This is a genomic window from Brachyspira sp. (genome assembly GCF_050873525.1).
Lineage (GTDB): Bacteria > Spirochaetota > Brachyspiria > Brachyspirales > Brachyspiraceae > Brachyspira.
Map to the genome: position 1 here is coordinate 1 of NZ_JBNMIZ010000047.1, position 14,178 is coordinate 14,178.

At 31.0% G+C, this 14,178-nt stretch carries 14 protein-coding genes and 1 pseudogene; 9 read left to right on the forward strand and 6 right to left on the reverse strand.

Going from position 1 to position 14,178, the window contains the following annotated elements:
• A partial coding sequence (locus tag ACR0QS_RS04880; protein WP_432632325.1) for a hypothetical protein occupies positions 1-721 on the forward strand: 721 nt, incomplete at its 5' end.
• Between the two features lie 22 nt (positions 722-743).
• Positions 744-3,149: a translation initiation factor IF-2 gene (gene infB / locus ACR0QS_RS04885; protein ID WP_432632326.1), complete on the forward strand. Its 2,406-nt coding sequence runs from the start codon at positions 744-746 to the stop codon at positions 3,147-3,149.
• On the opposite strand, the gene ACR0QS_RS04890 is transcribed toward infB, so the two are convergent.
• From ACR0QS_RS04890 to fabZ, 4 genes are all read right to left on the reverse strand, one after another.
• Positions 3,150-3,989, reverse strand: coding sequence for a hypothetical protein (locus ACR0QS_RS04890; RefSeq protein WP_432632327.1), 840 nt, complete (start codon positions 3,987-3,989; stop codon positions 3,150-3,152).
• A 72-nt stretch (positions 3,990-4,061) separates the two neighbouring features.
• The gene (gene lpxB / locus ACR0QS_RS04895) at positions 4,062-5,192 is read right to left on the reverse strand and encodes a lipid-A-disaccharide synthase (RefSeq protein WP_432632328.1); all 1,131 of its coding nucleotides are present in this window, start codon (positions 5,190-5,192) and stop codon (positions 4,062-4,064) included.
• 3 nt (positions 5,193-5,195) lie between these two features.
• The gene (lpxA, locus tag ACR0QS_RS04900) at positions 5,196-5,990 is read right to left on the reverse strand and encodes an acyl-ACP--UDP-N-acetylglucosamine O-acyltransferase (protein WP_432632329.1); all 795 of its coding nucleotides are present in this window, start codon (positions 5,988-5,990) and stop codon (positions 5,196-5,198) included.
• Between the two features lie 27 nt (positions 5,991-6,017).
• Positions 6,018-6,482 (reverse strand): 3-hydroxyacyl-ACP dehydratase FabZ, encoded by a 465-nt coding sequence (gene fabZ / locus ACR0QS_RS04905; RefSeq protein ID WP_432632330.1) that lies wholly within the window; start codon positions 6,480-6,482, stop codon positions 6,018-6,020.
• A gap of 338 nt (positions 6,483-6,820) precedes the next feature.
• Here fabZ and ACR0QS_RS04910 point away from each other — a divergent pair, with 338 nt between their 5' ends.
• The 5 genes from ACR0QS_RS04910 (at position 6,821) to ACR0QS_RS04930 (ending at position 9,962) form a co-directional block, all read left to right on the forward strand.
• Positions 6,821-7,387 carry a hypothetical protein gene (locus tag ACR0QS_RS04910; protein ID WP_432632331.1) on the forward strand — a complete coding sequence of 189 codons (567 nt, stop codon included), beginning with the start codon at positions 6,821-6,823 and terminating at the stop codon, positions 7,385-7,387.
• Positions 7,384-8,058 carry an ABC transporter ATP-binding protein gene (locus ACR0QS_RS04915; protein ID WP_432632332.1) on the forward strand — a complete coding sequence of 225 codons (675 nt, stop codon included), beginning with the start codon at positions 7,384-7,386 and terminating at the stop codon, positions 8,056-8,058. Before ACR0QS_RS04910 ends, ACR0QS_RS04915 begins: the two co-directional genes overlap by 4 nt.
• Positions 8,059-8,137: 79 nt before the next feature.
• Positions 8,138-8,656: a hypothetical protein gene (locus tag ACR0QS_RS04920; protein WP_432632333.1), complete on the forward strand. Its 519-nt coding sequence runs from the start codon at positions 8,138-8,140 to the stop codon at positions 8,654-8,656.
• A gap of 13 nt (positions 8,657-8,669) precedes the next feature.
• Complete coding sequence (gene mazG / locus ACR0QS_RS04925) at positions 8,670-9,476, forward strand: nucleoside triphosphate pyrophosphohydrolase (protein WP_432632334.1); 807 nt, start codon at positions 8,670-8,672, stop codon at positions 9,474-9,476.
• Positions 9,477-9,524: 48 nt separating this feature from the next.
• The gene (locus ACR0QS_RS04930) at positions 9,525-9,962 is read left to right on the forward strand and encodes an ankyrin repeat domain-containing protein (RefSeq protein ID WP_432632335.1); all 438 of its coding nucleotides are present in this window, start codon (positions 9,525-9,527) and stop codon (positions 9,960-9,962) included.
• A 99-nt stretch (positions 9,963-10,061) separates the two neighbouring features.
• Here ACR0QS_RS04930 and ACR0QS_RS04935 read toward each other — a convergent pair whose 3' ends face one another.
• Positions 10,062-11,612, reverse strand: a complete 1,551-nt coding sequence (locus ACR0QS_RS04935) for a bifunctional metallophosphatase/5'-nucleotidase (RefSeq protein ID WP_432632336.1) — start codon at positions 11,610-11,612, stop codon at positions 10,062-10,064.
• A 93-nt stretch (positions 11,613-11,705) separates the two neighbouring features.
• Between ACR0QS_RS04935 and ACR0QS_RS04940 the strand changes: the two are divergent.
• Positions 11,706-11,891: pseudogene (locus tag ACR0QS_RS04940) on the forward strand (hypothetical protein); the annotation flags it as partial.
• A gap of 45 nt (positions 11,892-11,936) precedes the next feature.
• On the opposite strand, the gene ACR0QS_RS04945 reads toward ACR0QS_RS04940, so the two are convergent.
• On the reverse strand, positions 11,937-12,641 hold the full coding sequence (locus tag ACR0QS_RS04945) for a class I SAM-dependent methyltransferase (protein WP_432632337.1): 705 nt from the start codon (positions 12,639-12,641) through the stop codon (positions 11,937-11,939).
• Between the two features lie 260 nt (positions 12,642-12,901).
• Between ACR0QS_RS04945 and ACR0QS_RS04950 the strand changes: the two genes are divergently transcribed.
• Positions 12,902-14,178, forward strand: a 1,277-nt coding sequence (locus ACR0QS_RS04950; RefSeq protein WP_432632338.1) for a glutamate-5-semialdehyde dehydrogenase, incomplete at its 3' end; no start/stop codon positions are given.

Here is a 14,178-nt window from a genome sequence, read left to right on the forward strand (position 1 = left end):
GAGAAAATCTATGTATTTAGAAAATTTAAAAAACGCTAAAATATTATTAATAAGTTTGACTGCAATGTTATTATTGTCATGTTCGAATAATAAAAATTCAACCGCTTCTTTGGATTCGATTAATTATTTATCTGGAGGCGATGGAGATTGGGTTGTAAAAATTGATGACCTTTCAATAAATCAAATTAATTTTGAAAAAGATTTGACGGCTTCAATGCAATATCAAGGCGCTAACGAAGAGCAAATAACTTTGGCAAAAAACGATAACGCGACTAAACAATATTATTCGGAAGTTTTAATAAGAGATGTCCTTCTTTTGAAAAAAGCCGAAGAAGAAAAATTTTTTGAAAGCGAAGAAGCGAAATCTATAATCAACGCCGCGGTGAGAACTCTTAAGTCGCAATATTATTTACAAAGACTTATTTTAGAAGCGAGTAAAAATATTCCCGACCCTACTCCAGAACAGGCGAGAGCATTTTTTGAACAAGCTCAAGCTCAGCTTTCGCAAATGTATGGAATAACGAATTATAATACTCAAACTATGCCTACGATAAATCAATTATATAAAGTTGCTTATGCCGAACAGATGGTTCAAAGAGATATAACCGATTTGAAAGATAAAGCTATTATAGAAAGAAATAATTCCATATTGGGAGAAGCGAGCATAATGTCTCCTTTACAGCAAGGCGCACAAACCAATTTGCTTCCAAGAGGAAATTAAAATTAATTATGGGAAAGGATAAATGCCTATTAAAAAAAGCGAGAAAAAAGAGGAAAATATTACAATCGATAATAAACCCAAAAAAGTTATTATAAGCAAAAAAGCCCGAGCGAGCAGTCCTTCGAGCGGTAAAGAAGATACGCAGGCTACGGCGGTTAAAAAGAAAGTTAAAAAAGTTATAAAGAAAAAAATTATAATAAAAACGGAAAAAGCGGAAGATAATAAACCCGAAACTCCGAAAACTAAACCGAAAGAAAGTTCAAAAGAAAATTTTAAAAGCAGAGAGAGAGAGAGTTCAAAAGAAAAAAAATATTCGCATAGCAGGGAAAATAATAACAGAGAAAATAGAGACGGCAGAGAAAGTAGAGAAAACAGAGAAAGCAGAACAAGAACTTCTTTCAGAGAAGAAAATAGAGATAATAGAGAAAGCAAACCGTTTAATAGATATTCCAAACCAAGTTTCAAAGAATCCGCTCCGACTGCTACATCGGAAGATAATTCATATTCAAAAGGCGGAGGAAGAGCCGATTCTGGAAGAAGAGATTCTAAAAAAAGAGATTACGATAAAAAAAGTTCGATAAAAGACGCTAAAGCCGAAGCCGCGTTAAGACAAGAAAATAAAATATTCAATAAAATGCAGGCGAAAAAACTTCAGCAGGAACAGAGACTCGCAAGCGTTGAAAAAGAAATTAATATAATGGAAACGATTACCGTAGGCGATTTGACAAAGAAAATGAATTTGAGAGCTTCCGATATTATTTCAAAATTAATGGGCATGGGAACTATGGCGAGAGTAAACGATATAATCGACTCGGATACGGCAACAATCATAGCGGACGATTTCGGATGCAAAGTTAATGTAATATCGCTGCAGGAAGAAGCGACTATTGAAATAAAAGAAGACAGAGAAGAAGATTTAAAACCTCGTCCTCCAGTAGTTACGATAATGGGACATGTCGACCATGGAAAAACATCTCTTTTGGACGCGATAAGACACAGCAATATAACGGCTAAAGAGAGCGGAGGAATCACTCAAAATATAGGAGCTTATAAAGTAAAAATACCGAGCGGAGAAATTGCATTTATAGATACTCCGGGACATGCCGCTTTTACTATGATGAGAGCGAGAGGAGCGAAAAGCACCGACATAGTAATATTGGTTGTGGCTTCGGACGATGGAGTTATGCCTCAAACTTTGGAAGCTTTAAATCACGCGAAAGAAGCTAATGTTCCGATTATAGTGGCGGTTAATAAAATGGATTTGCCAAACGCGAGTATGGATAAAGTCAAAGCGGCTCTATCCGAATACGGACTAACTCCCGAAGAATGGGGAGGCGACACTCAATATATAGGAGTAAGCGCGTTACAGAAAACGGGAATCAACGAATTATTGGAAGCGATTATTTTGCAGGCTGAAATGCTCGAATTAAAAGCAAACCCTAACCGAGAAGCGATTGGAATTGTTTTGGAAGCCTCTTTAGACCAAGGACGCGGACCAGTCGGAACGGTTTTAGTGCAAAACGGAACTTTGAAAATCGGAGATTATTTTGTCTGCGGACTTGCGGTTGGAAAAGTGCGAGCGATGGTTAATGATTTGGGCAAAAGAGTAAACGAAGCTTTGCCTTCCACTCCAGTTGAAGTTTTGGGATTTGAAAAAACTCCCGAAGCTGGAGAATCTTTCAATGTTATGCTCGATGAAAAAGAAGCAAAAGCGATAGCCGATAAGAGAGTGCAATTAAAACAGCAGGAAGCTTTGAAGGCTAATGTTAAAGTCACTTTGGAAAATCTTTACGAAAAAATCGCGTCCGAATCGATGAAAGAATTTAAAGTAATAATCAAGGCGGATGTTCAAGGAAGCGCCGAAGCTTTGAAAGACGCTTTGAATAAAATACAGAGCGATAAAATTCGTTTCGTTTCTATATATAGCGCGTCTGGGGCGGTGACGGAAAGCGATGTCAATTTGGCGCATGCCTCGAACGCGATAATAATAGCCTATAGAGTTCGTCCATCGGCAAAGGCAAAAGAATTATCCGAAAAATTATCCATACCGATTGAAAGATACGACATTATATACGAAGCGATAGAAGCGATTCAAAACGCTATGAAAGGCTCGCTTGAAAGAATCAAAAAAGAAGTCGATATTGGAGCGGTTGAAGTTAGAGATGTATTCCATATTCCTAAAGTCGGAACTATCGCGGGCTGTTATGTCACTTCGGGCAAAATAGAAAGAAATGCTGGCGTTAGAGTAGTGAGAGACGATGTGCTTATTTATACGAGCAAAATTTCAAGTTTAAGAAGAATAAAAGACGATGTTAAAGAAGTCGCTTCGGGATACGAATGCGGAGCTTCAATAGAAAATTTCAACGATATTAAAAAAGGCGATATTTTAGAGATATTCAAAATCGAAGAAATAGCTCAAGAATTATAATCAATATTTATTATGAGACGACAGATAATTAAAAGTCTGTTTTATCGGCAGTATAAGTTTCGAGTAAGTTTTATTATTTTCATCGTAAATTATTAAATGTTCTTTCGGATTCAAATTATTATTATACAGTCGCAAATCGCATAAAGCCAAACCGAATCCCGCGCTTTCAGAATTATCCAGCTGTTCCATAAAAAAATTTTCCGTCATGCCTTTATTATAATATTCGCTAAATGTGAGTCTTTTTGAATCGATTCTCGTTTTGTCTATCATTATCAGAGGCGAATCGTTTATAATCGTAAATTCGATATTGTTTTTTTTAATTTCTACGATTAATTTTATTATAAATTTATTTTTGGTATTTTCCATAAAATCAATTAATTCTTTATATTTTTCGTCTTTTAAAATATTGGCGTTATTTTTTTCGTCCATCTCGCTTATCAAAATTTTTTCCAAATTAAGCAATTTTTTTAATTTTTCTTTATTTTCTTCGTCTTTAATAATTTCCGAATATTTAGCCATTATTTCGCCGTCTTCAAAATATTTATCTTCGTCTATTTTTTTACTGTAGGACGGACTAAAAATTTTTAAAGATTTTATCGCGATTATATGCCAGTATCTAGCCTTTATAGCGTTCGTTATAAGTTCTTTCAATATATAAATCGTATCGTCATTATATTTTTCTATATTGTATTTTTTTAATATTTCGCCAACTAAAAAAACCGCTTTTCTTCTCGTAATAAAATTAAGCCAAATAATATCGAATTCAACTGCTTCTTTTCCGATTTTTGAAACGACTTTTCTTATATCGTCCAAATTAGTTTGAGAATCGATTTTAAGCATATTTGAAACTCTCTTTTTTATTTAGAATTTTGATAATTATTAAATTTATTAAAAATTATTAAAATAAAGAATTTACGAATTTATAATTTCTTTTGCGACTCTTTCCAAAACATTTTTTTCGCCGAGCATCTCTCTAACTCTAATTAAATTATCGCTTGTTTTTTTATAATATTCTTTATCAGCCAAATATTTTATTATATGGCTCGTTATTGCGTTAGGGTTGCAGTCGCTTTGCAGTAATTCGGGAGCCGCTTCTTCGTTTAGCATAACATTCGGCATTCCAATATATTTTATATTCGTTAAAAGCTTTCCAAGAAAAAAAGTAATGTAAGAAATTCTATAGCATATAACCATAGGTTTTCCGTAGCATGCCGCTATGAGGCTCGCCGTTCCGCTCGACATTATCAAAGCGTCAGAATATTTATATACGAAGTCTTTATTTTCTCCTTCCAAAAAAGTATATTGAATGTCTTTTAATGAGCTTTTATGACTATTCATTATTCTTTCTATAGGTTTTTTATATTCAGGATAAGCGATTGGTATTACAAATCTTATATTTGAAGAAAGCATATCGTTAAGAGTTTTCATTGATTTTATAAATACGGGAGATAATTTTTTTATTTCTTGGTATCTGCTTCCGAATAATATTCCAATCGTCCATTCTTTTTCTTCCATATTTAATTTCGGAGGCTCTAAATCGTAATTCAAATCGGAAAAAGGATGTCCGCTATAAACTACATCGCAGCCATGCTTTTTATAAACATCGTAATCGAATTTGAAAGGAGTTATTATTTTTTTAGCCGAAATTAATCTTTTAGCGTTCCATTCTCCCCAAATTCCAACATGAGGCGGAAAATAATAAATATATTTAATATTGTTTTTTTTGCAGTATTTTGCCAAAAGAAGATTAGCGCCTTGATTGTCCACCAAAACCATAATGTCTATTTTATTTTTTTTGAGATACATTTTTAATATTTTAAACGCGTCGATTTTCTTAAAAGCGAATTTAGGATTAACGCTTTCAAATATTCCCATTGTGGATAGAGTAGACATATCGGAAAGAATATTGACGCCAGAGTTTTTCATTTCAACTCCGCCGAAACCGTCTATTATAATCTCGGGCGATAATTCTTTTATTTTTTTCGCAAGCAAAGCGCCTTGAATGTCTCCCGATACTTCTCCCGTAGCTATAAATATTCTCATAAATTATACCGTTTTTTTCGGAGTTATTCCTCTTTTTGATTTTGATATAAACTCCACAATATTTTTAGCCATTTTATTTAAAGAAGTATCGTTTAAATATTTATCCAAAAATTCCTGTTTAGTTTTATTCCAGCCATACCAAATATCGTAAAATTCTTCCGCTTGAGATATTTCTTCCGAAGTAAATCCCGCTCTTCTCATTCCGACAAGATTTAATTTATATACTATAGCCTCGCCAGCATGTGAAGTCAAAGCGTAAGGAAGAATATCTCTTCCGACTCCCGCCATTCCGCTTATCATCGCGTATTCTCCTATGGCACAAAATTGATGAATGACGCAATTACCAGAAATGAAAGCTCCTTTTTCCACTCTCACATGTCCCGCCACCAAAGAACCGTTGCATATAATTACTTTATCATTTATCTCGCAGTCATGAGCGACATGTCCCGTTGCCATTATATAGCAGTTGTTTTTTATTATGGTTTTCCCGTTTTCTTTAGCCGAACGATGCAGATTAGCGAATTCTCTTATTTCGTTTCCCTCTCCGATTTCAAGAAAACTTATTTTATTTCTGTCAAAACTTATATCTTGAGGCAAATCTCCGATAACGGCATGAGGATGAATTATATTATTTTTTCCAATAGTCGTATATTCTTTTATAATCGTATGCGCTCCGATTACCGTATTCTCGCCAATATTAACCTCGCCTTCTATTACCGCGTAAGGACCTATTTTTACTCCGTCCGATATTTTAGCGCTTTCGGATATTATCGCGGTTTCATGAATTTCTTTTTCCATCTACTTTCCTAATTTATTTTATTATTTTTATTTATTTATTTTCATAGCTTCCTTATCGACTAAAAATAATCCCAAATCCGCGGAGCATGCGAGATTATCTTCAACTCTAACTTCTCCATGCGTTTTAAGTAAATTATTACTAAAAGCGTCAACCGTAACAAACATATTCATTATATCGCCCGGGATAACGGGATTTTTGAATTTAACATTATCTATTTTTGCAAAGAACATGAATTTTTTTCCATATTCTTCTGGTTTCAATATTTTCGTATAACAGTAAATTCCCGAAACTTGAGCCAAAGCTTCAACCATAAGAACGCCCGGCATAATCGGACTTTCTGGAAAATGCCCCGTAAATTGAGGTTCGTTAAAAGTTACATTTTTTATCGCATGTATTTTTCCTTCTTCCACGCTTTCCACTCTGTCGACAAGCAAAAAAGGATATCTATGAGGCAATAATTCCATGATTTTTAATATATTGATTTTTTCCATTTTCATTTCCTAAATTACGATTAAATTAAATATAAAAATTAGTTTTATTTTAATTAAAGAAAGCAAAATTGCATAATTCGTTAATTGTTCTTAATAAATAACAACGGACGAAGTTTTTAACCTCGCCCGTGCTTGAATGTGTGAATTAAACTATATTATCAAATTAACTGCCTGAATGAGTAGGAGTATGATTAGTCAAAGTTCATCCAGCTGGTTCGTATTCTTATGATAATTTTAATATTTAATAGATTGAATTAAATCAATATTAGTATATAATATTTTACAATAGATATTTTTAATAGTTTAAAGTTTTAACATAGTTTTTCGGAGAGGTTATAGTGTATAATTCGGTTATTGGCTACGCTTTTAAGATTATAAAAGGCAATATGTTTTTTTCGGTAATAATGTTTATAATCATATCTCAACTTATGGTTATAAATTCAATTTTTAGTTTGGTTTGGAAATACGAAATATTGATTCAAAGCGAATTGATTTCTTTTTTTAGAATATTTTCAATTTATTCTTTATTTATTTTTATCTTTATAGCGGCTTTCTTGCTTGCGGCTATTATAAGCGTATATATTTTTTCAAAAAACAGCAGAATGTTTTCCACTTTAAGAATATTCGGTTCGACAAAATTGGCGGTGAGAAAATTATACACAATATTAAGTTTGTTATACGCTTTAATATCTTTTTTAATATGCGTCATAGAAATTGCGATTTTATATATAAGATACAATAAAGCTATTTTGGAAATAATCGAAATGTCCGATGTATTCAGCGGAGCTTTTTTAATATTTTGTGCAAATGTAGTTTTGATTTTAATTTTTATGTTCGGTGCTTTTATCATAAATTCTATTCTTCTAAAGAGAAATCCTTACGAAGATTTAAGGGGAACATTATGAATATAAAAATTATCAATATTTCAAAAACTTTCAGTTTTGGCGTAGGAAAATTTAAAGCCTGCGAAGATATAAGTCTGGATATAAATCAAGGAGATTTTATAAGCCTTGTCGGACATACTGGAAGTGGAAAAAGCACTTTATTAAGTATAATCGGAGGAATATTAAAACCGAGCGAAGGCGCTATTTATTACGATTCTTATAAATTGGAAAATCCTTCCGAAGAAATTTTGGCAAGTTTCAGAAGAGAATATTTTTCTTATATTTTTCAATATCCCGTGATTGTTCCCACTTTAAATGTTATCGACAATATATTAATGCCTCTTTCTTTCAAACATAAAATAACAGAAGAAGAGATAAAACAAACTAAAAAAAATATAGAATTATTTTCGCTTAAAGAAAAAACTTATTTAAAAGCGTCAAATTTATCTGGCGGAGAAATGAAAAAAGTTTCGATATTAAGAGCTTTGGCTTACGGCTGCAAATGTTTAATAGCGGACGAACCGACAAGCGATTTGGACCCTTCGACTACAAAAACTTTGATGGAAATATTTAACGAATTAAATAAAAACGGAACTACAATCGTTATGGTAACTCATGCTCATAATATAGCGGCGCATGCGAATAATGTTTATGAAATGTCGGATGGAAAAATCGTTCGATGTCTAAAATGATATAAATAAAACTATTTTAAATTTGTTTTATAAAATATATTATGTTATAATAATCAAAATAAATTTTTAGAGAATTTTTATGTCGGAAATATTTTTATATATTATAATAGCTATTATATGGGCAATTATCGCGCTTATCAATCAGGCTAATAAAAAACAAACGGGAAAACAAAAAAAATCTACTAAACAAGTAGTAGTAAAAAAATATCAGCAGGACAAATTGGAAGACGAAGAAATTCTTAAAAATCTAAATGAAACTCTAAATAAAAATTTGAATAATACTTTAAATAGAGAAAGAACGATTGAAAAACCGCAAATTAATAAAATTGAGAAATTTAAGGAAGTCGTTGAAGAAGTTAAAGAAAATAAAAATTATGAAATATCCTATAAAGATATGGAAATGCTCGAATTACAAAAAAAATACAATTCGATAATAGATAATAAAAATAATATAGAAAATATCAATTTTGAAAATTTTAGTTTTGATAAAAAAGCAAGTAATGTAAGCAATATAATTTCTTCTTTAGATATAAAGAAAGCGATAATTTATAACGCGATACTCGAACCTAAAAGAATAAATTATAAAAAGTTAAAATAAAGAGAATTAAAAAATGAAATCTTTTGAAGAATTAATTTCGATAGTGAAAAGATTGAGAGGCGAAAACGGATGCGCTTGGGATAAAGTTCAAACTTTCGACAGTTTAATTCCATGTTTTTTGGAAGAAGCTTACGAAGTAGTCGATGGAATTTCTAAAAGAGATTATCAAAATATAAAAGAGGAACTCGGCGATGTTCTTTTGCATATAGTATTTTTTTCCGAACTTGCAAACGATGAAAATAAATTCGATATTGACGAAGTTATAAAAAATATAAATCAAAAACTCATTAGAAGACATCCGCATGTTTTTGGAGAAAGCGATATTAAAGATGTTGACGGAATATTGAAACAATGGGACAAAATTAAAAAAGAAGAAAAATCAAAAAAAGAAAATAAAAATTATAAAAGCGTTTTGGATGATATTCCAAACTCTCTGCCAGTAATGGAGCGAGCCTACAAATTAATGAAAAAAGCGGCGGGAGTCGGTTTTGAATATAAAAACGCGGACGATTCTTTGAAAAAAGTCGAAGAAGAATTTTTTGAAGTGAAAGAGGCTTATGATGAATTTTGTAATGATAACGAAAATAATAAAGAACATTTGGAAGAAGAAATCGGCGATTTGATTATGACGACTTTAGATTTTGCCCGAATGAATAAAATTAATCCCGTGAATTCTCTTATTAAGGCGAATAATAAATTTATCCGAAGATTTAATTATGTCGAAGAAAAAGCGAATGAAAAAAATAAAAATTTAACGGATATGACTTTGGAAGAGATGGATTTTTTATGGAACGAATGTAAGAAAACCGAAGCGAAATAAAAAATAAAATTGATTGTATAACGCGTATAAAATTGGAGAAAATTATAAATGAAAAAAAATAATCTTAATAAAGGATATAGCCTGTTCGATTTATTTAAAATAATAATAGATAAAAAATACGAATCGAAAATAAACAGCGAAGAACATATTAACGCTTTGCTCGAAGCCATTAATAGAAGCGCAAAAGAAGATATTACTTATAAAAACGAAAATAAATTAACCTGCCTGCATTTAGCCGTTCAAATCAACAGCCCACAAATAGTTAAAGCTTTGATAGATAAAGGAGCGGATGTCAATGCAATAACCGACAGAGGAGTGACGCCTTTGCATTTGGCTATAGTGAAAAAACAGCCCGAAGATATAATAAAAGTTCTTATAGAAAACGGAGCGGATTATCATATTAAAGAAGCTAACTTTTCCGCAATGGAACTTGCAAAATTAATGGATGTCGATTATATGCATTTGTTTGAAGAACAAAATAAATAAAAATAGAAATGATAAAAATCTTTAAAATAAAAAGAGTCCGCAATTTTTACGAACTCTTTTTTATTTTTTTAAATATTAAAAATATTTTTAAATTAATTCTTATTCAAATATAACTCTTGGATTTTCGTCTATATAAGAAGTCGGAATATTATTCAATTCTTTTATTTTTGAAATCATAGCGTCTCTCATATCGTTTCCCGTCATAACAATATTTTTTCCTTTTTTGCCTATGGCGTTTCCTTCGCTGTCTGTATATCCGTCTCCTCCTAAAAATATGAAACTTGACAAAGCTATATTATAATCTTTTGAAATGTCTATATCTTCGCCGTTTAATTTTGCGTATATCAAATCTCCGTTTTCAGCGTTATATTTGACTTCCATTCTTCGAGATAATTGCAAGAAAGCTCCCGCTCCTCTCTTTTTGCCCGATATTTTAAGCATTTCGATAACATCTCCGCCCGATAACGAAACTATTATAACTTCGTTGTCGAAAGGGAAAAATTCATTTTGGATATTTCCCAATGTTATATCGCCTTTTTTTAAAGGAGTTCTTAAACCGCCAGAATTCATTAATACCATGTCTATATTAGGATAAGAATCGATTACCAAATCGGACGCGAAATTTCCAAGCGCCATAGAATTTGACCTTATTCCTTCATGTTTTAATTCGTAAGGCAAAGTCGCTATTCTAACATTAAATTCTTTGTCTACCGTTCCTTTCATTTCGGCAATAAATTTTAGCATTTCGCTATCTTGAGCGATATTTTCGTCCATAGGAATAAGTTTATAAATTAAATTTGCTTTATCGACAATTCCGTTTGAAACCGACAAATCTATATGTCCCAAATTCATTCCGTAATAACCCGTTTGGACAATCGGAGTTCCTCTGACAATATCGGCTTCTTTTAATTCCGTATGACTATGTCCGCCAATTATAATATCAAAAGTATTTGGAATTTCTTCGGCAACTTTTCTATCGACTTCATAACCGATATGACTTAAAAGAATCGTAATATCGTTGGTTTTATGTAAAGGCGTTTTTTTAATAAAATCTTTTAAGGCTTTTATTTCTTCGTCAAAAATCAAATCTTTCACATATTCGGGATTATAAACCGCATCGGTGGTAGTCAATCCTATTATTGCCACATTCAAACCGTTAACATTTGTAGTAATATAAGGAGTAGCGTATAAACTGTTGTCGGATTTATTTTTTATATTAATCGACAATGTTGGAAATTTTCTTTCTTTCATTATTTCGGTAAAATTTTCAAGCCCGTAATCTACAAAATGATTTCCTATAGTAGCCGCATCGACTCCTATCATATTCATTATATCAACTTCGTCTCTGCCCTTAAAAACCGTTGAATAAACGCTTCCCGTAATCGTGTCTCCCGCGTGCAAAATCAAAACATTATCGTTAGTCGCTTTGATTTCTTTTATATAAGCCGCTCTTCTTGCCGCTCCGTATTTATGATTAGTTTGCGGATTATCGCCTTTTGTAATTATAATTTCTTCCTCGTCTCTTCCATGCGTATCGTTCATATGTATTATTGTGAGGCTTCCCGTATTTCCTGTTTTCTTTTCTCCGCATGAAAAAGCGAATATTGAGATAATAATAAAAGTTAAAACATAGATAAATTTTTTAATCATATTTTTTCTCCTAAATAGATTTATTAGTTTTTGTTATTTTATTTATGATAGTATATTTTATAAAATATTATTGTCAATAAAATTTTTTATAAGACAGGGGCGTCAGCCGTTTGCGTTGCGGGATTTATTAGCAAAAGAACGGAAAGCAAGATTTTAAATCATCTTTTGGGCGGAGATTTAATGCTCGATTATAGAGACGGAAAAGTTTTTATGAAAGGCGAAGCGAGATATTCTTTTGAAGGAAAAATCGATTTAAGTTTATGCGGCAAAAATAGATAAATAATTATTATTTAATTAGAGGCTTTATTTTTATAATTAATAATTTTATTTTTGTATAACTATTATAAAACCATCATGACGACAATCGTCCGTATCATGATATTCTATTACATTCATCTTTAAATATTTGCAGAGTTCTAATACATCTTCCGTTATCCATACGGAATGATGTTTATCCGTAAATTGTTCTTCAGTTTTTATTATTTGATTATGTCTGTTTATTAATTCGTTTAAAGTCGTTCTCTCTCTATCTTTATCAAAAGTTCTTTCTTTATGCGGAATTATCATGAAAACATAACCTCCGATTTTTATAACTCTATACAATTCTTGTAAGGCTTTTATAGGGTCATAAAAATGTTCCAAAACATGACTTGTAAAAACAAAATCTAATGTATTATCTTTAAAAGGCAAATTATCTCCATCGGCTATTAAATCTACTTTAGTTATTATATTACTAAATTTAATCTGTTCTTTAAAATATACATTATCGTTATTAGTTTTTCTAATATCTACTCTATCTATATTTATAGCATCTATTCCATAATTTGCATATGAAGCCCTTCCTATCTCCACGCCTTTTAAACCCAATAAATATTTATTAACTATTTCACTATTGCAACTTTTAGAATATTCTTTTAATTCGTTTATAACAAATTTGCTTATATAATCATTAATTTTCTTTCTAAAATTATCTCTTACGGTTCTTATTGGTATCCACCATGCGATTTTATCTACAATACTTTTAGACATTGTAGACTCCAATATTTGAGAATATAAGATATGTTAAATAATTATTTAAAAGACAATTATGGCTTTGCTTTGCTTTGCTTTGCTTTGCTTAACAAAGTTACAGTAGTTTCTCTCATAATTTACTAATCCTTTGTCATTTAGCTTTAATTTTAGATAAAATATAACATAGATTATACAATATGTCAATAGTTTTATTTTAAATTTTTCTAAAATATGATACTATATAAAAAATAAAATACAAAAAACAAACGGACAATTTTATGGAATTAATAGATTTGGTAAAAAATGCAAAAGAATCGACTTATAAACTTCAGTCTTTAAGCGCCGAAATAAAAAATAAAGCTCTTTCGGAAATTGCGAAAAATATTGAAAAAAGAAAAAATGAAATATTTGAAGCAAATGGTAAAGATTTGGAATATTCAAAAGAACTTTTAAATAAAAATAAAATTTCCGTTTCGATGTTTAACAGACTCAAATTGGATGAAAATAAAATGCTCGATATAATTTCGGGAATAAAAGATGTTATAAAATTGGATGACCCTATAAATAAAATATTATCGGAAACTGAACTTGACGACAATTTAATCTTAAAAAAAGTTTCATGCCCAATCGGACTCATTGCCGTTATATTTGAAGCGCGTCCAGATGTTATCTCTCAAATATCTTCTTTATGCATAAAATCCGCAAACGCCGTAATATTGAAAGGCGGAAGCGAAGGCGAAAATACGAATAAAATAATATTTGAAATAATAAACGAATCGTTAAACGATATAAAAGAATTTCCAAAAAATTCGGTTAATTTGATTTTCAGTAGAGAGGATATAAAAAATATTCTGTCTATGGATAAATATATCGATTTGATAATTCCGAGAGGCGGAAACGATTTGGTTCAATATATAAAGGCAAATACCAATATTCCCGTTTTGGGACATTCGGACGGAATATGTCATTTATATATTGACGAAAGCGCAAATATCGAGAATGCTTTGAAAATTTGTCTGGATTCAAAAGCTCAATATCCGAGCGCATGCAATTCGGTTGAAACTATTTTAATAAATAAAAATATTGCAAATGAATTCTTAAAAAAATTATATTATTTATTCAAAGAAAACGATATTAAAATGAACGGAGATAAAGAAACAAAAAAAATATTATCCGACATAGGAACGGTAGAAGATTGGCATAAAGAATACGGAGATAAAGAAGTTTCGTTAAAAATAGTAGACGATGTGGAAGACGCTTATAAACATATAAATAAATTCGGCTCTCATCATACCGATTCTATAATTTCTGAAAATAAAGAAAATATAGAAAAATTCATGACTTTCGTAGATTCTGCAAATGTTTATTCAAATACTTCAACAAGATTTTCGGATGGATTCAGATACGGTTTTGGAGCGGAAGTCGGAATATCGACTAATAAAACTCATGCGCGAGGTCCAGTTGGTTTGGAAGGACTTACAATTTATAAATACAAATTATACGGAAATTATCAAATTGTTAACGATTATACGGCTCATAAAGCTAGTTTTAAACA

What these genes read in the sequence shown, in the direction of transcription:
- lpxA (WP_432632329.1), bottom strand. Translation starts at nt 5,990, where the DNA reads ATGGAAAAAGAAATTCATGAAACCGCGATAATATCCGAAAGCGCTAAA.
- ACR0QS_RS04945 (WP_432632337.1), bottom strand. Translation starts at nt 12,641, where the DNA reads ATGTCTAAAAGTATTGTAGATAAAATCGCATGGTGGATACCAATAAGA.
- infB (WP_432632326.1), top strand. Translation starts at nt 744, where the DNA reads ATGCCTATTAAAAAAAGCGAGAAAAAAGAGGAAAATATTACAATCGAT.
- ACR0QS_RS04930 (WP_432632335.1), top strand. Translation starts at nt 9,525, where the DNA reads ATGAAAAAAAATAATCTTAATAAAGGATATAGCCTGTTCGATTTATTT.
- fabZ (WP_432632330.1), bottom strand. Translation starts at nt 6,482, where the DNA reads ATGGAAAAAATCAATATATTAAAAATCATGGAATTATTGCCTCATAGA.
- ACR0QS_RS04920 (WP_432632333.1), top strand. Translation starts at nt 8,138, where the DNA reads ATGTCGGAAATATTTTTATATATTATAATAGCTATTATATGGGCAATT.
- mazG (WP_432632334.1), top strand. Translation starts at nt 8,670, where the DNA reads ATGAAATCTTTTGAAGAATTAATTTCGATAGTGAAAAGATTGAGAGGC.
- ACR0QS_RS04915 (WP_432632332.1), top strand. Translation starts at nt 7,384, where the DNA reads ATGAATATAAAAATTATCAATATTTCAAAAACTTTCAGTTTTGGCGTA.
- lpxB (WP_432632328.1), bottom strand. Translation starts at nt 5,192, where the DNA reads ATGAGAATATTTATAGCTACGGGAGAAGTATCGGGAGACATTCAAGGC.
- ACR0QS_RS04935 (WP_432632336.1), bottom strand. Translation starts at nt 11,612, where the DNA reads ATGATTAAAAAATTTATCTATGTTTTAACTTTTATTATTATCTCAATA.
- ACR0QS_RS04890 (WP_432632327.1), bottom strand. Translation starts at nt 3,989, where the DNA reads ATGCTTAAAATCGATTCTCAAACTAATTTGGACGATATAAGAAAAGTC.